Here is a 19,560-nt window from a genome sequence, read left to right on the forward strand (position 1 = left end):
ATTTATGGAACTGCTTTTTTGGTTGTCAGTGTTGGTCGTTTTTTATATTTATATTGGCTATCCGATTCTGCTGCGCTATTTGCCCAAGCGCAAATCAATGGTTGTAAATGAAAGCAATGAATTGCCGCGCGTGACAGTATTGATACCGGCGTTCAATGAAGCAGCCGTAATCGGTCAAACCATCCACAATAAACTTACCCAGAATTATCCTGCCGACCGATTGGAAATCATCGTGATATCCGATGAATCTGAAGATGGCACCGATGACATAGTCACACAAATAGCCGCGCAAGATGCGCGTGTGAAATTGGTTCGCCAAGTACCACGCCAAGGAAAAACATCTGGCTTAAATCTCGCAATGCCGCAGGCTAATGGCGACATTGTCGTGTTCTCCGATGCCAACAGCCACTACCAGCCAGACGCTATACGCCAGTTAATAAATTGTTTTAATGACCCGGAGGTAGGTTACGTCACCGGAAAAATGGTGTACGTAAATGAGGAAGGTAATGTTATTGGCGATGGTTGCAGCGCCTACATGAAATATGAAAACCATTTGCGCGCACTGGAATCCCAAGTCTCCTCAGTAGTGGGTGTTGACGGTGGGGTGGATGCAATTCGCAAGTCACTCTATCAACCCATGAATGCAGATCAGCTACCTGATTTTGTATTGCCACTTAAAGTGGTCACCCAAGGTAAGCGAGTTATTTATTGCGAAAATGCCTTGCTCAATGAAGAGTCCCTGAGCAATTCCCAATCAGAATTCCGTATGCGTGTGCGCGTTTCCCTGCGGGCATACTGGGCCATGTGGGATATGAAACACCTTTTCAATCCTTTTAAATATGGCTTGTTCAGCTTGCAATTGGTATCGCATAAATTGTTGCGCTACCTCGCGTTTATCCCACTTTTTCTGGCGCTAATCAGTAACGGGCTAATAACTGGCGAAGGCTGGCTCTATCAAATCGCATTCATAACCCAGATTATTTTTTACAGCGCCGCCGCCTTTGTATCGCTCAACGATGGCACCAAAAATAAATGGCTCGCACTCACCAATTATTTCTGCCTTATTAATATCGCTGCTGCAATGGCGTTTATTAAATTTATCAAACGCGAAAAAATTGTTATCTGGAAGCCGCGGGTGGGCTAATGAAAGTTTTTCATTTAATAGATAGTGGTGGTTTTTTTGGGGCAGAGAGAGTACTGCTTACTCTGGCAGAGCAGCAAATTTTAAATGGGTATGATGTAACTGTTGTAAGTTATGGAAGTGTTGGTCTTGCTGTCAAGCAAATCGAGTCTGAATGTGAAAAGTTAAATATCCCCGTACTTAAATGGCGCGGTTTAGCTTATTCAAATCTTGCTACTTTAATTAAAAAAAATATTGACGCTGTTTTTCATTCTCATGGTTATAAATTCAATATTTTTTTAGCTTTGATTAGGCTTAAAAATAAAAAAATATTTGCCGTCTCTACAGTGCATGGGTATACCAATGCGCCACTCTTATCTAAATTAAATCTCTATTATATTGCTAATAAAGTTGCACTAAGGCTGCTTACGGGTAATGTGTTTGTATCAAAAGTAACGGCACGTGTTTCACACATTCGTTTGACTGAAAAAAATGTAGTCATCCACAATGGTATTGCGAGCCAATTGCCTCTCCGTAACAAAGAGCAGTTTACGTTTGATGGCGGGGAATATCTTGTTGCTGTTGGTCGTCTTTCTCCTGAAAAATCTTATGACAAATTAATACTGGCTTTTAATCTCATATGTAAGAAATATGAAAATTTGTCTTTGGTAATAATTGGTGATGGCCCTGAGAGAGATAAGCTTATAAATTGTTCTACAGGCAATCCGCGAGTTCTTTTTAAAGGACACATGAGTAATCCGATTCCCTTGATTGAGTCTGCAAGGGCATTAGTAATTTCTTCCTCTTCTGAAGGGCTACCGATTGTACTTCTTGAGGCGATGCGAGCTGGTGTCGATATAGTTAGTACATCTGTGGGCGCTATCGCTGATGTAATCACTGACGGTAGTGATGGTGTTTTATGTGAGGCGGGGAGTGAGTCTGCACTAGCTAACGCAATTGATTCTGTGCTTCAGAATGAAAAAGGGTGCTTTGGTTCAGTAGCCAAAAGAAAATTTCAGTCTGATTTGACGGCACAAAGAATGTTTTCTAACTATGACGCTTGGTATAAAAATGTGGTGGCAAAATAAATGAATAGTATGAGCGTATCACTTGTAATTCTTACCTATAAGCGAAAGCCACTTTTATTATCTTTGATGGATTCTTATTGGAGCCTTCGAGATGTTTTAAAGGAAATTATTATTGTTGATAATGATTCCGGTGAAGGACTAAAGTCTGAGATTGAAGATCGATATCCTTCTGTTTCAGTAATTGAATTGCAAGAGAATGTTGGAACTCAAGGGAGGAATGTTGGTATTTCTCGCGCAACAGCAGACATAGTAATTCTTCTGGATGATGATGTTTTTGATTTGTCTATTGATGAAGTTGGAAGAGTCGTTTCTGCTTTTGAAAAAAACAAAGAACTTGCGGCTCTTTGTTTTAAGGTGGTGCATGCCGATTCAAGTGAGCTTATAAATTGGTGTCACCACAAGCCCAAAGAGTTTTTTGCAAATAAATCCTTCGAGACATATGAAATTACAGAAGGTGCAGTCGCCGTTAGGCGAGATGCTTTTTTAGCTGTGGGTGGATTTCCAGGGCACTTCTTCATCAGCCATGAAGGGCCCGATTTGGCTTTGCGTTTAATGGATGCAGGATATTCAATTTGGTATTCGCCCGATATTGTAGTTAAACATCACCAATCTACTCTAGGGCGACCCTCGTGGCGTAGGTATTATTACGATACGCGCAATGTCATCTGGCTATCAGCACGCAACTATCCTTTACTGAGAGCTATCCGTTTCCTATTTGTTCAGTTGGGCGCAATGCTTGTCTACTCAGCTAGGGATGGGTATTTAAAGTACTACTTTAAAGCTATTTTTAATGCTTTAAAGGGGCTAAAACAAGAATTAAAAGAAAGAAAGGTAATATCAAATAATACCCAGCAAAGACTTAAGCTGTTATCAGCAGAAGATGAAAGTTTTTATGTTAAAGCTAAAAGGCGTTTCCTGAAATCCGGCGTTGGCATATAGATCAATTTTCTTGAAGTCAAATAGTATATTCATATGTCTATTGTCGCTGTAAACAGTGCTAGTATAAAAGTTAGTTGTGTCTAACAGGGGGCGCGTATGCGAGTGTTTAGAGGGCTCATTGCGAGCTTTTTTTTAATTTCAGGTTATAGCGGGGTCTGTTTTGGTTCCCCAACAATCGCTGGTGTTCATAATGAAGTTCAGCCCGATGCGACGTTCATATCTGTTGTGGTCGATGGATTAAATTTAGGCGAGAGGCCTAACATTGTTTATTACAATGACTTCAGGAAAGAACTTGCATTTACGAGTTTATCGGCAGGTGGACAACTTGCAGGTACCACTAGATTGCGATTGGGTAACGTACCTATGGTGTCAGTCTATAATTCGACACCCGGTTTCCTTGCAATAGATGATACCGTTGATAAATTGACAATAGTCGAAGCATTTCTCGGTGAGGCTCAGTCTAAAGTATTTCTTTCATATTCAGTCGCTATCCCTGAAGGATATACAGCCCCCGCATCTACGGAGCCAAAGAAGTGGTACGAGGGTTCTAGTTGGAAACTCAGCTGGTTACTTGAGAGCCCTCAAGCTTACAGCCAGAGTGCTGAATTCGATTTGTGCGCACCAACGATGGTGGGCAGCAATTCGGCGTTGATGGGTAACTCGTCATTATTTGTTTCTGTTCCTTCGGGCTTTAGTTATTTTCATGCCAAGGTAAGTGATTGGTGGGCGTGGGATGTGTTCAATCATATGCAAGTCGTATTTTCGGGCGATCTAGATGACCCCCTGAGATCTGCAGGTTCTTTTTCGGTAGTGAATTCACGTATCAAATATATTAATTTCCCTCACAAGTCTGACACCACAGCCTATAAAGGCCCATCGCCTAAGATTACTCAAATCAACTTTCCAGGATGGGTTAGAAATACAGCTGAAGATAAGTTTCAGGCGATATATTCCAACATTTATGTTTCTGCAGGCGACAATTTCTTGAGCCGCGTAGAGATAACCGATTCTGCCGAATACACAAAAAGCCAATACAGGAGAGTTGTTTTTCCTACGGAATGGACTCCAACAAGGATTAAATTCGATATATACAAGTCTGAAATTAAGGCTAATACTGATATTTTCATGCATTATTTTGATGCCAATGGAATTCAGGTAGGCGGTGCCCATAAGGTATGTACACATTGTCCTATGCCTGTTACTCCGAGCAGCTCGCCCGCTGTAAATTAAAGCTACAAAGTTTTTAACTAAAAAGAGACACTTACGTGTCTCTTTTTTTTGCTTGTTTTATAAAGGACTAGAAATGAAGTTAATCATTTTATTTTTTGCTTTTTTCTGCTCGTTAGCGTTTGCTCAAGTACACATAGAAAAAGTAACAGACAAAGGAAAAATACTTGAAATCAAGATAAAAGGTTCTGGATTTGGGGAAAAGTCTCTACCTATCTTTTACGATAAAGTTGGATTGGCTTATGAGAATGGGGTGGCAAATAATAATTATGATAGTTTTTCGCCTGATCAACTGCTTACCAAGCAGGATGTTATGGGGAATGCTCTATCTCCATGGAGTAACTTATACGGAGTGATTTATATAAGAGACGATATAAGCTTGCGCAGAGGCCGGCATACAGGAAAGTTTTATAATGGGTTCGGTGTTAAAGTAAATTTACAAAATCCTAGGGTCTATCCACGTTCAGGAACTCAGCAAGAGTCTAAGAAAGTCTATATAAGCTGGTGGTTCCGTCAGCAAAATGAAACTCGCAATTATTTCCAATTTGAATTGAGCAATATAGATGCGGAATTCAACCCTAAAGAGGGAGATGAATTTTCTGTCGATGCCGGCGAGCACTGGACTGGCATCACTACCATCTATGGGCGTGTTATTGCTTATTACCCTGCCACCAAAATTCTTCATGCTAATTACTACGGTCAGTACAACACTAATCGGTTAACGGGAAATCGTTTAACACTCAATGCGAGCAACAAATCTGCAACCTTAGCGGTGAATACCCGTGGGCCTGGCTCTAATAAATACATTCGTGTTTGGGAGAGTGATGGTACTGAAGGTACGTTCCGATCATCTTGGACTAATACCGAAGTTTACCAAGCGGATTTCCGTCGCGTTCAGCGTTCTAATGTTGTGCCGCGCGAATGGAATCATCTGGAATATTTTGCTGATCAAGATAAAAAATATGTTAAGACAAAAGTAAATGGTGTTGTGGATGCTGAGGGTTATTACACACTACCCTCGGATATTGCAGGTCATTCACCAACAATTGGCTTAATTGGTCAGGATGGCACTCAAACTGAAATGCATCAGGAAATTTGGATGGATGATATCTACTTGGATGGTTCCTTCAAGCGCATAGTGTTGGGTAACGCACCTAAATATGCGGATGTAACCCATGAAGAAGTCCAGTTCTTTTCCAGTTGGACTGATACTGAAATCAAATTTTCTCCCTACTATGGATCGCTGGATAGAAAGCTCCCCGCCTACATATACATTTTTTCAGAGGATGACGTACCCAATTCTGAGGGTATTGCCTTTGAGAGCCCTCCAAAAATGGATTAATAAAATAAGCCCCCTGATTTAACGTTTAGGGGGCTTTATTTCTTGTATGTGAAAAACCCCATTTCCCTCCTATGTAATGTAAGCAACCGCCTATTTTGCTAAGATGCGCGCCTATTCTCGAGTTCGGAAAGGATTAGGCAGCATGAGTTACACACCCGGTCTGGTATCGGTATTAATTCCTCTTTTTAATCGCGCCAAATATATCCAGGAAACGATTAATTCTGCGTTGTCGCAAGAATATGACAACTTTGAAATTATCGTGGTGGATGATGGCTCCACCGACGGTGGTGATAAGTTGGTGGAGGCTTTTCTCGACACAGGGCGAGTAGAGTTGTTTCGCCATGCTGGTGGGGCCAATCGCGGTCAATCCATTTCGCTCAATATGGCACTGTCTAAAGCGCGTGGTGAGTACATCGCGGTGCTGGATAGTGATGACATATTTCTCCCTAACAAACTAAAAGATCAGGTCGGCTTCCTGCAGGCTAACCCCGATGTAGGGTTGGTTTATGGCATGGGCTTTGGTGTTGATGCAGCGGGCAAGCAGGTCTACAAGATTCTCTCCGAAACACATATCGAAACTAACGACCCGAACCGCATCCTATTAGATTGCTATTTTCACCTGCCGGTAGGCTCCTTGGTGCGCAAGTCTGTTTATGACCAAGTGGGTGGATTTGATGAATCACTGCGTGCCGGGCAGGATCACGATATGCAAGTGCGCATGGCAGAAGTGACTCGTTTTGGTTTTTTGCCGGTGCGTGTTTATTGCTATCGCCGTCATGGTGAATCTATTAGTCATCAGGGGCTGGAGCGCCGCTGGCGTAATGCGCTAATTATTTTAAATAAAGCAATAAACCGTTATCCCTACCGCAAAAGCACCATCCGTAAGCGCCGCGCAGTTATCAATTTCCGTTTGGCCCAAGCGCTGCTGCAGAGTAAAAAATCTTACTGGGAAGCCGCTTGGCGCTTTTTTTACTCGGGTTTGTTGGATCCGGCGCGGGCAATCGCTGTTATTACAGGGAAGGAAAAAGTCAGATGAAAATTTTATTAGTCATCGACAGGCTTACTAATCCCCATGCTGGAACCGAAGGCCAATTTTTATTGTTAATTAATTTGCTGCAGCAGGCAGGCTGTGAGTTGCGGGTTTTGATCTTGGCCGACAGTGAATGGCTGCGCGCTAACCCCTTGCCCTGTGCCACCCGCCTTGTTGGTTCCTCCTCTGTCAAATCCCCCACAACCTGGTGGCGTGTATATCAGGAGGCCCGCCAAGCAAAAGCGGATGGCTTCGATCTGGCGCATATCTTTTTCAATGACGCCTCAGTGATATGTCCGCCAATGTTTGCCTTGGCAGGAATCAAATCCATTATTTCCCGCCGCGACATGGGCTTTTGGTATACGCCCATGTATCGCAAGCTGCTCCCATTTACCGGCAAGTATGTCGCCTGCGCGCTCAGCAATAGCCGCGCTGTTGCTGAAGTAACTGGCGCGGTTGAGCGTATCCCCGCCGCCAAACTCAAAGTCATTTATAACGGATTTAACAGGAGCTTTAATCCGTCGGTCAAAATTCCTGAATTGGAATCCTTGCGGACAAATGGGGCAACTCTGTTTGGCTTGGTTGCCAATATTCGCCCCATAAAACGCATGCAAGATGCGATTGCTGCGCTGGCCCGGTTAGATCGCGATAAACACAACCCGCATTTGGTGATTATTGGTGCTGGTGATGCCACTGAATTGACATCGCTAGCCGGCAAACTGGGCGTGGTGGAGCGAGTGCATTTTTTAGGTTCGCGCAGTGATATTCCTGAATGTTTGCAGTATTTGTCAGCAGGGCTTTTGTGTTCGGAGTCTGAGGGTTTTTCCAATGCCATTGTTGAATATCAGTTTGCCGGTCTGCCGGTTATTTGCAGCCGTACCGGTGGCAACCCGGAAGCGGTAAGCCAGGGTGAAACGGGTTGGTTATATGAGGTGGGCGATGTGCCTGCATTAAGCGCAGCAATGGTCAGTGTGTTACAGGAACCAGAGTGCGCCGCCGCTATGGGTGCTGCAGCAAAACAACACGCTGAGTCGCGTTACACCATTAGTGCCATGTTGAATCAACATCTGGCGCTTTACCGTGAACTAACAGGAGCAGGGCAATGAAATCTGCCGCAATCGAACTCGCGGGCAAATTGGGTGGCTATCAGCTGGCGCGTTTGCTCACGCGCAAGCAGCCAAAAATTTTAATGTATCACCGTTTTTCAGCGGAAAAAAAAGGGCATGAAGTTACCGCTGCTACTTTTGAGCAACAACTGCGCTTGATAAAAAAATATTTCCAACCCATGACCCTCGCAAACCTCGCGCTAGCGATTCAAAAAAATGGCACTGCTCCCACCAATGCTGTGGTGATAACGGTAGATGATGGCTATAGGGATTTTTATGAAGTGGCCTATCCGCTATTAAAGCGCTATCAGGTGCCTGCCACTTTTTTTGTGACTACCGGGTTTGTAAATCAGGATTTATGGCTCTGGCCGGATCAGGTGTTGTGGTTGTTGCGCAATCGTCAGTGCGCCGAGGGTAGTCTGCAGGTGGGTGATAAAACATTTGATTTGACCCAGCCAGTAAAACAATTGTGGTGGCCATTAGTGCTGCATTTATTGAATGTTGCTAACGCCATTCGCCTTAATGCTATTGCTGAACTGGCGCAGCGTTCGGCTGTGGATTTGCCTTCAAAAGCGCCGGAAGAGTTTGCAGCCGTAAATTGGGAGCAGTTGCGTGAAATGCAACAGCACGGAATAGAGATAGGCGGCCATACACGCTCCCATCCATCGCTTGGGCACATGCCTGTGCTGGAGGCGCAACAAGAAATCGAGACGAGTTTTAATGATCTTTGCCAGCATCTGGGTGAGCAGCCGCGAACCTTCTGTTATCCCAATGGTCAGCCAGCGGATTACTCGGAGGATATTAAAAAAATAGTTTCCCAATCCGGTTTCCTTGCTGCAGTGACAGCCTATTCAGACAGGTTTAATACCGATCTGCCCTGGGCCTGGCGGCGTTTTGTGGGTTGCGAGGAGCAGTTTCAATTTTACAAATCACTGTTTGGGGTGGAGCATCTTGGCAATCGCATACGCAATACCCGCCGCTGTGATTATTAACTGGTGAACCTGTGGAAAAGCTAAGTGCAACAAGCCTGACGGACAGGTATGGCAGAAAAATTGTAGGTGTATCCACCTTTACGTTTTTCATGTTTTTGATGTATCAATTGTTTTTATTTCTAAACATACCTGCCCGTTTCTCCGGTATAGGCGTGTTGCGTCCTACGGTTCTCTTATTTCTTATCATAAGTCTTTTGCTTGTGGCGCAACGAGATAAAATCGCGCATAAATTCGATCAGCCCATCTTTAAAACATTTAGTGCCTTCTTGATTATGTTGGTACTGACGCTGCCATTTGTTAGTTATCCGGGCAGTGTTATCAAAATGAACTTACAAATATTTATCAAGGCAATTGTATTTCTTTACTTTTGTGCATTAATTCTCGACTCTGAAAAACGGCTAAAAATATCGCTTTTTGTTTTTGTTGCTTGTCAAGTATTTCGTGTGCTCGAACCCCTCTTTCTAAATATCACGACTGGTTATTGGGGTAGCTCCACTTATATGGGCGGTGGGGAATTTGCTAATCGATTATCCGGCGCACCTGAGGATGTAATTAACCCAAATGAATTGGGTTTTGTAATTGTTACGGCTATTCCTTTTTTGCATTATTTTTTATTGCCACGTGGCTGGATCAGCAAGTTACTTTACTTTGGTTTGCTGGCGCTATTGCTCTATGCCTTGATCCTGACTATGTCTCGCGGTGCATTTCTGGCACTTATTGTTGTTGGCTGGTTTGTATTTAAAGATAGCAAGCGAAAAATACTCTTGATCTGTTTTGGCGTTGTCGGTGTTATGGCCGCGTTGAGTGTAATGAATGACACTCAACGTGAACGATATTTATCCCTCTTCTCATCTGATACCAAACAGTCTGCAAGTGCTGAGGGGCGCATAAACGGCATAATCAAAGAGTTTGAGCTTGGTTTGAAGCGCCCAATTTTCGGTTTTGGTCTGGGTACAACGCCAGAGGCAAAATACCATAATTTTGGGCGTAAGCAGGCGAGCCACACTATGTATGGTGAACTCTTGATTGAAGTGGGTATTGTCGGTATGTACTTTTTTATACGCTTTATTATTGCGATTCGACGGCAATTAACCGCGGCCATGGTTAGCGCAGAAAATTGCAGTGATTTTTATAAGTCGCTATTTAAAATTTGTAATGTGATCTTTTGGATGTTTGCCGTTTATAGCATCAACTACTGGGGTCTAAGTCAGTACTACTGGTATAACTTGGCCGGCATTGTAATAGCGGCGTCTTTATTGATGAATATGAATAAAACCAAGGAATCAAACGCGTGAAAATATTATTGGTGGCGCGCTGGCCAGTAGGTGGAATAAAAACCTATTTTCGTTATATCTATGGTTGTGAGGTATTTAAAAACGCTGAAATTTTTTTGATTGCCCCCGAAGATGGCTTGGCAGATTTTCTTAATACGCAGCTTCCTCAGGGGCGTATAACCTTATTGCCGGTGGCGGGTGATGGTGCTTCGATTAAAGCCAGATTAAAAGCAGAGTTAGCCAAGGGTAATTATGACCTGGTGCATTCCCATGGTTTTTCGGCATCATTTTTTGTGCAACAAGTAATGTGGTTGAAAAAAATACCGCATTTAATGACCGCACATGATGTTTTTCTGCCTAATACATTTACAGGTTTTAGCGGGTTTTTAAAAAAGCTGGCTATGCGTTGGTTGCTGGGTTCGGTTTCCAAGGTGTTATCCGTATCCGATGATGCGCGCAATAATATCTTTGAGTATTTCCCCCGGTTGCCTGCAGAGCAAGTGAAGAACATTACCAATGGTATAGACACGGATTTTTTCGCTAAGGGCGTTGCACGTAACTTGCGTGCCGAATTAGATATTGGCGATCGGCCAATTATTGGTTTTTTTGGTCGATTTATGGCGCAGAAAGGTTTTCGTCAAATCGTTCAGGCGATTGAAATTTTAGTAAATAAAACACCCGCTTCAGCCAAGCCTTTAGTGCTGACATTCGGTTGGGGTGGTTTTATCCGCGAGGATTTTGCGTTAATTGAGTCCAAGGGCTTAAGCGATTATTTCATGCAGCTGCCGGGCACAAATGATATGCCTGCGGCAATTCGCGGTGTTGATCTGGTGGTGATGCCCTCGCGTTGGGAGGCCTGCCCTCTACTTCCAATGGAGGTGTTAAGTTGTGGTGTACCTATTATTGGAACCAATTGTGTTGGCTTGCGTGAAGTACTTGCCGGCACACCTGCAAAAGTGATTCCCGTAGGCGATGCAGAAAAATTAGCTGCTGCTATCGCTGAACAGTTGCAAGAGGGTAATACGAAATTTATTGAATACCAGCCAGCCGCACTCAAACGATTCTCGGCCGAAAATCACGCGCAGGCATTACACGATCTGTATCGTGATATAGCTGGAAACCCAGCCAATGTATAAGCGTCTCGCCTTTAACACAGCATCCAATCTTGGAACCCTGTTTCTCAAGTTGGGCATCACCTTTGTGATGACTCCCATCCTGATTAAAAATATGGGTAACTATGATTATGGTATTTGGGAAATGGTGGGTGCTGTTATAGGCTACATGGGCATGTTGGATATGGGCATCAGGCCGGCGGTAAGCCGATTTGCTGCCCGCTTTATTGCCCAGAAAGATCAGTCAGCACTCACCACTTTGTATGCAACGGCCTGGTATTTCTTGCTGGGTGTCGGGTTGTTGATTGCGATTATTCTGAGTATTGGCGGTGTTTTTTTTGCCGAGTTAATTGCCCCGGAAGCCAGCACCGATAATCTGCGTTATACCTGGTTTCTATTGATATTGGCTGCGCAATTATTGATTACCTTTCCCTCTTATACGGCAGAGAGTTATTTAGAGGCGTATCAAGAATATTATTTAAAAAATAATGTCACTATTGTTAATTCAATATTAGGTAGCACCATCTTATTTTTATTTATCACACCCGAGAATGCTCTGGTGTTGCTTGCTGCAACTAACGCCATTGGGATTTGCTCGAAGTATCTATTTTTAGTTTGGCTTATGCAGTACCGTCGGCCTTTCTTGAGTTTACGCCGCGCTTATTTTTCATTAATTCAATTAAAAGAATTATTGCGCTTTAGTGTGAAAACGCTGGTACAAGGCGTGGCAACTAAAATGGAGAACGCCACTGACAGTTTGGTGATAGGTTTTGTGATGGGGCCTGCGGCTGTTCCGCTCTACAGTATTCCCGCCAACCTCGTAAGCTATATTCGCCTTATTTCCTATAATTTTACCCATGTGTTTATGCCTTATTTCAGCTCTCTTGGGGCGTTGAATGATCAGCAGAAAATTCAGGAAGTGTATTTAACCGGGAGTAAATTCACTGTCGCTCCTTGTTTGATCCTGGCAATTGGCGCTTACACCCTGGGGCCTGAATTTTTATCACTCTGGGTTGGTGATGAGATAGCAAAGTCTGCGCAAACATTTTTGGGCGTGTTAATTGCTTTTTTGGTGCTGCCGTTATTTAACCCTATGGCCAGTCGTTATCTCACTGCCATCGATAAACACGGTTTTTTTGCCAAGTGGCAACCAATTGTAGCCTTGTCCAATCTCGGTTTAAGTCTGTTATTAATTTATCCATTTGGCATATTGGGTGTCGCGTTAGGCTCGCTAATTCCCGCTTTGGTTTTCCAGCCAATAGTGCTCAGTGTGTGTTGTAAACATTTAGGCTTCTCGCCTTTTGTATATCTTCGCTCTGCGTTGCTGCCCTGGTTAATACCTTGTGTTGCTATGGCTGCTACGCTGGTAACTGCCAAACAATTTTTTGTTGTAAGTAATTATTCTGTGTTGCTGGCTATAGCAACTATGGCTTCTATGGTATTCATAGTGGTAGGTGCGCTATTGGCGCTCAATCAAAATGAGCGCGCTCAGTTAATCACTATTGTGAAACGCAAAAAAAATTAAGGGTAAGGAAATATGTGCGGTTATGCCGGAATGGTTCTAAGTTCTGCATCAATAAATCTGCTGGCGCCTGAGCTGCTTAAGGCGATGGGTGATAGCATTCGATTGCGCGGGCCTGATGATCAAGGAATCTGGCTGGATGAAAAAATCGGCGTGGGTTTGGTGCATCAGCGTCTTGCGATTCAGGATCTCTCGCCCTTGGGGGCGCAGCCAATGCACTCAGTATCCGGTCGCTTCACAATTGCTTTTAATGGCGAGATATACAATTTCAAACAGCTCAGGACACGTTTGATTGCAGCAGGTTTTCACTTCAAAGGTGGCTCTGATACGGAAGTGATACTGGCGGCTTTTGAGGCTTGGGGAGTTGATGCTGCGCTAAAAGATTTTGTTGGAATGTTTTCGATTGCCTTGGTTGATCATCAAGAGAATCAACTTTGGTTAATTCGCGACAGAATGGGCGAGAAACCGCTGTATTACTATCAGGCGAATGGCAATCTCCTGTTTGCATCTGAACTGAAACCACTCATGTTATGCCCGCTCTTCAAAAAAGAAATAGAGCCCGGTGCAGTGGGTTTGCTCATGCGACACAACTATATTCCTGCGCCCTGGAGTATTTTTAAAAATACTTTCAAGTTGGAGCCGGCGCACTATTTACGTTTTAATTTAGCAGAAATAAGTGCAGCGCCGGTAAAAGTAAAATATTGGACGCCTTCACTCACATGGAATAAGGATCTTGATGCTCAAACACTGCATCAGCAGCTAGAGCCATTGTTAAGCCAGATTATCTCGGATCAAATGATTTCTGATGCACCTTTGGGAGCATTTTTATCGGGCGGTATAGATTCATCAACAATCGTTTCATTAATGCAGAAACAGTCATCGCGGCCGATAAAAACATTTTCGGTTGGTTTTAATGTTCCCGGTTTTAATGAGGCGGAACATGCAAAAGCGGTAGCAAAACATTTAGCTACTGAGCATAACGAGTTTTATGTTGAGCCTGAGGATGCGTTAAACATTATCGACCTGTTGCCCGATATTTATGATGAGCCTTTTGCCGATTCGTCACAAATTCCTACCTATATTGTTAGTCAGATGACTCGCCAACAGGTGACAGTTGCTTTATCCGGTGATGGTGGTGATGAACTCTTTGCTGGTTATAGTCGCTATGCGAGTTATGCACGAAGTTTCTCCTCCCGCAAAGCGGGTTTGGCGAATAACATAATGAATGGATTGCCCACGTCTTTTGTGGCTCACTTTACCCGTTTACTTAAAGCCAATCAGCGGGAGTTATCACCTGCATTGGTATTGGAAAAAGTGCAGCGTTATAACCTTGGCTTTAATGCCGCAGATGCGCGTAGCTATTATCAAAATCAGGTTGGTTATTGGCTCAACCCGGAAGCCCATTTGAAATCTGCAACACGTTTGCGTTATGCCCTGGATGACATGCCACTGCGTGAGGATGCAACCTCAACCTTTCAGTGGTGCGATATTAATTCGTATCTGCCGGATGACATTCTGGTAAAAGTAGATCGCGCTGCAATGGCAAATAGTCTGGAAACACGTGTGCCTTTGCTGGATCATCGCTTGGTTGAGCTCTCCTTAACTGTGCCAACGGCGATTAATGTGGTGAGTGGCGTTACCAAACAACCTCTGCGTAATATTTTATATCAATATGTTCCGCGCGAACTGGTTGATCGACCAAAACAAGGTTTTGCCGTACCTGTTGGCCATTGGCTTAAAAATGAATTGCGTGCATGGGCTGAAGACTTATTGTCAGAACAGGCGTTGCATCAAACCGGTGTTTTTAATAGTTCATTGATTCGTGAAAAATGGTTGGCCCATCTAAACACCAGTCATGATTATTCATTTCATTTGTGGTCGGTACTTATGTTCCAGAGTTGGTACAGGAAGTATATGTAACCATGGCTATTAAGGTTTCCACAGAAGTTATTACTGATCAGCTACTGACTGAGATAGCTGATTTGTATGCAGCAGAAAAATATAAACAAGCACTGTGGAAGTGGCAGTTTTGTGCGCGCTTTGGTCGCGATTCGCAATGTATAGTTGCAAGAGATGGCGAAAAAGTTATCGGCTTTAATGCAACTATGCCTATCGTACTAGTCGATGACTCGGGTGAAAGTATCGATGCAATATGGAGCTGTGATTTTATTGTCGCACCGGATTATCGTGGTCAAGGTGTCGGGCAGGCAATCAAGGATGAAATGGCGCGATCATTTACTATGCCTATCATGTCTCTCGGAATTAGTAACAGTGCATTCCCGTTATTGCTAAAAAAAGGCTGGCATTCACCCTCGAAATTAGATGTTTGGGATTTGATCCTTCGCCCTAAAACCCTAAAGCAATGTATTTTATTTTTTTGGGCTAGTATTTGCCGAATTTATCTTTCCGTTACAACAAAATTATCCAGAAGCAAACTTATCGTTAATGAATTGGGCTTTTTGCCACAGCAAACTGTAGTGGAGCATTTGTGGAAGTTGCATCGCGCGCAATCTGCAGATGTGGAGGTGCGGCGGGATTATGATTATTTAAAATGGCGATATCTGGATTGCCCATTCAAAGTGTATCGATTTCTCCATATTGGCTCTGCAGCTGAAGGCGCTTTGGCGCTGGTGGTGTTTAGAATTACCCCGGGAGGTTCTGTTGAAATCATTGATTTTATTGGAGTCAAAAGTACCTCTTTGGTGTCAGCGGTTTGTGCTTATCTACTAAAAAACTATCCTGCTGTTTTGGCAATACACTGGAACACCTCTGTCTCTTGTTTGCGCCCGGGTTTTATCGCAAACGGATTTGTGAAAAAAAGCTACGGCTCTCGCTTTGCTACTCTATCACCTTACCGTCAGCAGCAATGGGGGTTGGTAGCCGGTGATTCTGATGGCGATTTTCTTCGTGTCGCTAAAGAAGAGTTTACTGCCGGTTCTGCGTCTGCTGAGTTGCAGATGCTCAGATCCAGATCAACGCTGACTATTAATCTGCTCGGAAAACCGGTTTATTCTTGCCCGGAAGGATTTCTTTACCGGGAGCTTTCAGGGCAAGAGTTTGAGAGTATGGAGTCAATATGGATGTTGCTCTTGAGTAAATCTGATGCCAATCCGTTATTTATGGGGTGGCAGTGGATGATAGCTTGGTGGAATCAGTGGGGGCTTCATTTGCAACTGGAGCTTAATCTGATTTTGATATTCGATAAGGACTCTCTAGTCGGAATCCTTCCTTTATATCGCTATAAAAAAAACCTGATGGTGCATTATCAGTTTATCGGAAATGCTTGGGGGCTTGCACCAACGGTTCGCTCAGAATACATATCGCCTATTTTTGATCGACAAAAATCTGTCTCACTGTACAAAAGTTTGACGTGCTTTATTTCAACTCGCGCACCAAATTCTACGTTTGTATTTCCCGATACGACAGGAAATTACATGCCCGGCCTAAGCTCTTGGCAACATCGTATGGATGCAGGTTATAAAGTTGATGTTACGGGTAGTTTTGATAGCTATGTAGATTCCCTTGGGCGAATGACTAGGCTGAAAGCGTTTAACCGGCGCACCTATCTTTTGGAACATTATTCCAAGGTGGAGTTTGTTGAGTTGGATCAATCTGCTAAACACTTGGAAGAATTCTTTACTAATTTAAACTCGTTTCATCTTTTGCGTTGGGGTAAGCCTTGTTTTTCCCTGCGGGCGGTTGAGTTCCATAAACAATTATTATCTTCATCGAATATTACAGGGTTACTCTCTTATCTAAGGGTAAATAATCGCATAGTCTCTGCTTCCTATAATATTCAAGTGGCCGATGTTATTTACAATATCCAGTCAGGTTATCTCGAAGAATTTGACAAAAAGATTTCTTTGGGGACTTTGCACATGGGTTGGGTTATTGAATCTGCGTTTGGAAAAAAGGACGTGAATTACTTTGATTTTCTGGCGGGCTTTGGTCGTGCAGAAGATTACAAACGCCACTATCGTGGATCATCCGTTGAATTTTTCACGCTGCAATATTTTTCATCCAGCATAGTTGCTGCTGTTCATTTTTCCTATTTCATTATGAAATCCAAGCTCAGAAAGCTGATTGCTAAGGTGAGGCATTCTGTTGGAGGGGTACAGTGAAGTTTGAAATTTATTATTCGCGCGCTGGCTTTGGGCTTTCAAAAGATGCAAAGATCTTAAGTGAGGCGCTCACTTCTTTGGGGCATAGCCCTTCGGTAAGTGAGTTGCCAAAAGCTGGAGAAGGTTTTGGTGGGAAATTTAACGAGAAGTTGCAGTCAGTATTTGTGCTATTGGGCGTTCTATTTTTTTATCGAAGATTACAGCGATTAATTTTTGGAAAGCCAACTGTTGTTGCTGTACATCTGGAGAAAATATTTTACTGGAAGCTGTTTTTGCATAGACATCAGATATTGATTCCAAATCAGGAGTGGTTCAATCCAAAGCAGTATTCGCTGTTATCTTTTATCGATGGTGTTTGGGCAAAGACTTCTTTTGCTGCAACTATATTTTCTGAATTTAAAACCAATGTTGAAAAGATCGGTTTTAGTTCCAGTGTTGAGCCTACCTGCATCCAAAAAAAAGGCAGGGATTATTTTTTTTCCAGAGTAGGAATGAGCCGATTTCGTGGTGCTGAGGTGCTGGTGAGTTTATGGCGGCGCCACCCTGAGTGGCCAGTATTGAAGCTGGTTATCGACAAATCATGTAGGCCCTTGAATCCGCCAATAAATGTAGAATACCTCGACATTTTTTTGAATTATGAAGATTATGTTGCTTGCTCTAATACAGCGCTGTTTCATATATACGCGACAGAAACAGAAGGATTTGGGCACTCTATTGTCGAGGCCATGGGGAGTGGAGCAGTAGTGTTGGTAACTGATGCCCCTCCCATGAATGAAATTGCTAATTCAACTTGCGCACTAATGATTGGTGCGTCTTATGTAGGGCAGAAATGGTTTTCCCCTAGATTTTCCGTCGATCCAGCTGCACTGGAGGCGGCTGTCAATAAGGCCTTGAAAATGAACAGCGAAGAAATCCAGAAAATTGTTGATAATGCCATGCTGCGTCCAAATAGTTTAAAACAAGATTTCTATTCCAGTTTGGCTACTGCCATTAATAAACTTTAATCGCTGCGTTCTGGCGGCACACTTGCTTACGGATGATATTATGCTCGTTACTATTATTACACCTACCTATAATCGCGAAGCCTTCCTTCCTGCCGCAATCGAGAGCGTACTTGCACAAACCTATAAAGATTTTGAATTTATTATTGTTGATGATGGATCAGAAGATAACAGCCGCAAATTGATTGAATCTTATGCGGAGAAAGATTCCAGAATTAAATATTTATACCAGGAAAACCAGCGGCAAAGTGTTGCGCGTAATTACGCATTGTCTGTTGCTAAAGGTGATTTTATTTGTTTTTTGGATTCAGATAATTATTGGCCCAATGATAAATTAGAAAAATCACTCAAGGCGTTTGCGGATCATCCTGATGCAGATATTGTGTATGGCGATTGCATAACTATCGATGAACAGGGTAATGAGCTGCATCGTAATAATATGCGTCGTTATTCAGGCCGTATTGCCGGGCTTCTCTTGAAAGATAACTTTATCAGTATGAATACCACTATGACTCGGCGGAAATGTTTCGATGAGATGGGCGGGATGAGCGGTAAACGCAGGGTGGCAGACGATTATGATCTGTGGTTAAAGTTTTCTGCGCGCTATACATTTCAATATATCCCCGAGTTCCTAGCTTATTATCGAGTGATGGAAAACCAAATTTCCACCAATAAAAAACTACGTTTTGAAACTAACGAAAGCATTATTCAGGATTTTCTCGCGGCCTATCCGAATGCAGTTACTGCGCAGGAGAAAAAGGTGGGGCTATGTGCTTTTTACACTCGAAAAGCCAGACATTATGCTGCAAGCGATAAGCGTGAGTCCTATGCGGCTATACGCAAGGCATTGGCTATCAGCCCTTTCAGTCAGGGAGTATGGCGAGCATTAATTAAAATCTTGATATCTTAAAAATCACAGGCATAAAAAACCCGGCATTGCCGGGCTTTTTTATGCAGAGCTTAATTAGATTAAGCCTTCAAGCGACGAGCGCCGAACAAACCAAGTAAACCCATGCTCATCAAGAGCAGAGTGGTTGGTTCTGGTACATCAGTAACGCGAACACCAATCAACAAATCGTCATGGTTATCGTCGTCGCCAGCGTTAGGGCCGGTATCGTCCAAGAACAAGATGGCATCGTAATTGCCAGCATGAGCAGCTTTTGCGTTAGGGCCTTGACCGCTGAAATAAGCATTGAGGGCTACGGCAAAAGAATAAACGCGGTTATTAGTACCAAGAGTTGAGCCTTGGGCGTTGGTAACGCTCAAATTGTGACCTGGCAATATTGCAGTTGGCGGTACAATACTGGTGAACAAGAAGTCAAACAGGGCGTCTTTTTCTACGTAGGTAGTAATAGTGCCTTTGTTGGTCTTGCTCAGGCCTGCTTCTGCATCACCAGGAACTGAAAAAGTATTTTCCCAGCTAGATTCTTGGCCCAAGAAATAATAAGTAACAGCCAATTTAGCGTTAGCTTTCAGGCTACCAGCGATGGTGTAACTGCTTGGCGTTACATAGCCTGGGGTAGTGAAGTTGTTGTTGGCGTAGGCTGCAATATTAGGTGCATAAGCACTGCTACCGCTGTCTACTACTGAGATCAAGCCTGCGCTTGCACTGATTGAGCTGAGCGCGAGTACCGCTGCTGCTGCCAGTTTGATGAGTTTCATATGTTTCGTCCTTTAATGTGTTGC

16 protein-coding genes are annotated in these 19,560 nt (G+C 43.4%); 15 read left to right on the forward strand and 1 reads right to left on the reverse strand.

Annotated elements, in window-relative coordinates:
- Window positions 1-4 precede the first annotated feature (4 nt).
- The 15 genes from ACFODX_RS05460 to ACFODX_RS05530 all read left to right on the forward strand — a co-directional run bounded on the left by ACFODX_RS05460 (window position 5) and on the right by ACFODX_RS05530 (window position 18,784).
- A complete protein-coding gene (locus ACFODX_RS05460) occupies window positions 5-1,144 on the forward strand; it encodes a glycosyltransferase family 2 protein (RefSeq protein ID WP_378116845.1) in 1,140 nt (379 codons plus the stop codon).
- On the forward strand, window positions 1,144-2,208 hold the full coding sequence (locus ACFODX_RS05465; RefSeq protein ID WP_378116848.1) for a glycosyltransferase: 1,065 nt from the start codon (window positions 1,144-1,146) through the stop codon (window positions 2,206-2,208). Before ACFODX_RS05460 ends, ACFODX_RS05465 begins: the two co-directional genes overlap by 1 nt.
- Window positions 2,209-3,147 (forward strand): glycosyltransferase family 2 protein, encoded by a 939-nt coding sequence (locus ACFODX_RS05470; protein WP_378116850.1) that lies wholly within the window; start codon window positions 2,209-2,211, stop codon window positions 3,145-3,147.
- A 96-nt stretch (window positions 3,148-3,243) separates the two neighbouring features.
- Entirely contained in the window at window positions 3,244-4,377 is a 1,134-nt protein-coding gene (locus tag ACFODX_RS05475) for a hypothetical protein (RefSeq protein ID WP_378116852.1), read from the forward strand.
- Between the two features lie 73 nt (window positions 4,378-4,450).
- Window positions 4,451-5,716, forward strand: coding sequence for a hypothetical protein (locus tag ACFODX_RS05480; RefSeq protein ID WP_378116854.1), 1,266 nt, complete (start codon window positions 4,451-4,453; stop codon window positions 5,714-5,716).
- A gap of 142 nt (window positions 5,717-5,858) precedes the next feature.
- Entirely contained in the window at window positions 5,859-6,752 is an 894-nt protein-coding gene (locus tag ACFODX_RS05485) for a glycosyltransferase family 2 protein (RefSeq protein ID WP_378116856.1), read from the forward strand.
- Window positions 6,749-7,852: a glycosyltransferase gene (locus ACFODX_RS05490; RefSeq protein ID WP_378116858.1), complete on the forward strand. Its 1,104-nt coding sequence runs from the start codon at window positions 6,749-6,751 to the stop codon at window positions 7,850-7,852. Before ACFODX_RS05485 ends, ACFODX_RS05490 begins: the two co-directional genes overlap by 4 nt.
- Window positions 7,849-8,844 (forward strand): polysaccharide deacetylase family protein, encoded by a 996-nt coding sequence (locus ACFODX_RS05495; protein ID WP_378116860.1) that lies wholly within the window; start codon window positions 7,849-7,851, stop codon window positions 8,842-8,844. Before ACFODX_RS05490 ends, ACFODX_RS05495 begins: the two co-directional genes overlap by 4 nt.
- Window positions 8,845-8,855: 11 nt before the next feature.
- Complete coding sequence (locus ACFODX_RS05500) at window positions 8,856-10,139, forward strand: O-antigen ligase family protein (RefSeq protein WP_378116862.1); 1,284 nt, start codon at window positions 8,856-8,858, stop codon at window positions 10,137-10,139.
- The gene (locus ACFODX_RS05505; protein ID WP_378116864.1) at window positions 10,136-11,254 is read left to right on the forward strand and encodes a glycosyltransferase family 4 protein; all 1,119 of its coding nucleotides are present in this window, start codon (window positions 10,136-10,138) and stop codon (window positions 11,252-11,254) included. The genes ACFODX_RS05500 and ACFODX_RS05505 overlap by 4 nt, the downstream gene beginning before the upstream one ends.
- On the forward strand, window positions 11,247-12,755 hold the full coding sequence (locus tag ACFODX_RS05510) for a lipopolysaccharide biosynthesis protein (RefSeq protein ID WP_378116866.1): 1,509 nt from the start codon (window positions 11,247-11,249) through the stop codon (window positions 12,753-12,755). The genes ACFODX_RS05505 and ACFODX_RS05510 overlap by 8 nt, the downstream gene beginning before the upstream one ends.
- Before the next feature lie 12 nt (window positions 12,756-12,767).
- Complete coding sequence (asnB, locus tag ACFODX_RS05515; RefSeq protein ID WP_378116868.1) at window positions 12,768-14,672, forward strand: asparagine synthase (glutamine-hydrolyzing); 1,905 nt, start codon at window positions 12,768-12,770, stop codon at window positions 14,670-14,672.
- A gap of 2 nt (window positions 14,673-14,674) precedes the next feature.
- Window positions 14,675-16,873, forward strand: a complete 2,199-nt coding sequence (locus tag ACFODX_RS05520) for a GNAT family N-acetyltransferase (RefSeq protein ID WP_378116870.1) — start codon at window positions 14,675-14,677, stop codon at window positions 16,871-16,873.
- Window positions 16,870-17,877 carry a glycosyltransferase gene (locus tag ACFODX_RS05525; RefSeq protein WP_378116872.1) on the forward strand — a complete coding sequence of 336 codons (1,008 nt, stop codon included), beginning with the start codon at window positions 16,870-16,872 and terminating at the stop codon, window positions 17,875-17,877. The genes ACFODX_RS05520 and ACFODX_RS05525 overlap by 4 nt, the downstream gene beginning before the upstream one ends.
- A 40-nt stretch (window positions 17,878-17,917) precedes the next feature.
- A complete protein-coding gene (locus tag ACFODX_RS05530; RefSeq protein WP_378116874.1) occupies window positions 17,918-18,784 on the forward strand; it encodes a glycosyltransferase family 2 protein in 867 nt (288 codons plus the stop codon).
- Between the two features lie 59 nt (window positions 18,785-18,843).
- Here ACFODX_RS05530 and ACFODX_RS05535 read toward each other — a convergent pair whose 3' ends face one another.
- On the reverse strand, window positions 18,844-19,536 hold the full coding sequence (locus tag ACFODX_RS05535) for a PEP-CTERM sorting domain-containing protein (RefSeq protein ID WP_378116876.1): 693 nt from the start codon (window positions 19,534-19,536) through the stop codon (window positions 18,844-18,846).
- Window positions 19,537-19,560: the final 24 nt, after the last annotated feature.

It is taken from the genome of Cellvibrio fontiphilus (assembly GCF_042646205.1).
GTDB classification, from domain to species: Bacteria; Pseudomonadota; Gammaproteobacteria; order Pseudomonadales; family Cellvibrionaceae; genus Cellvibrio; species Cellvibrio fontiphilus_A.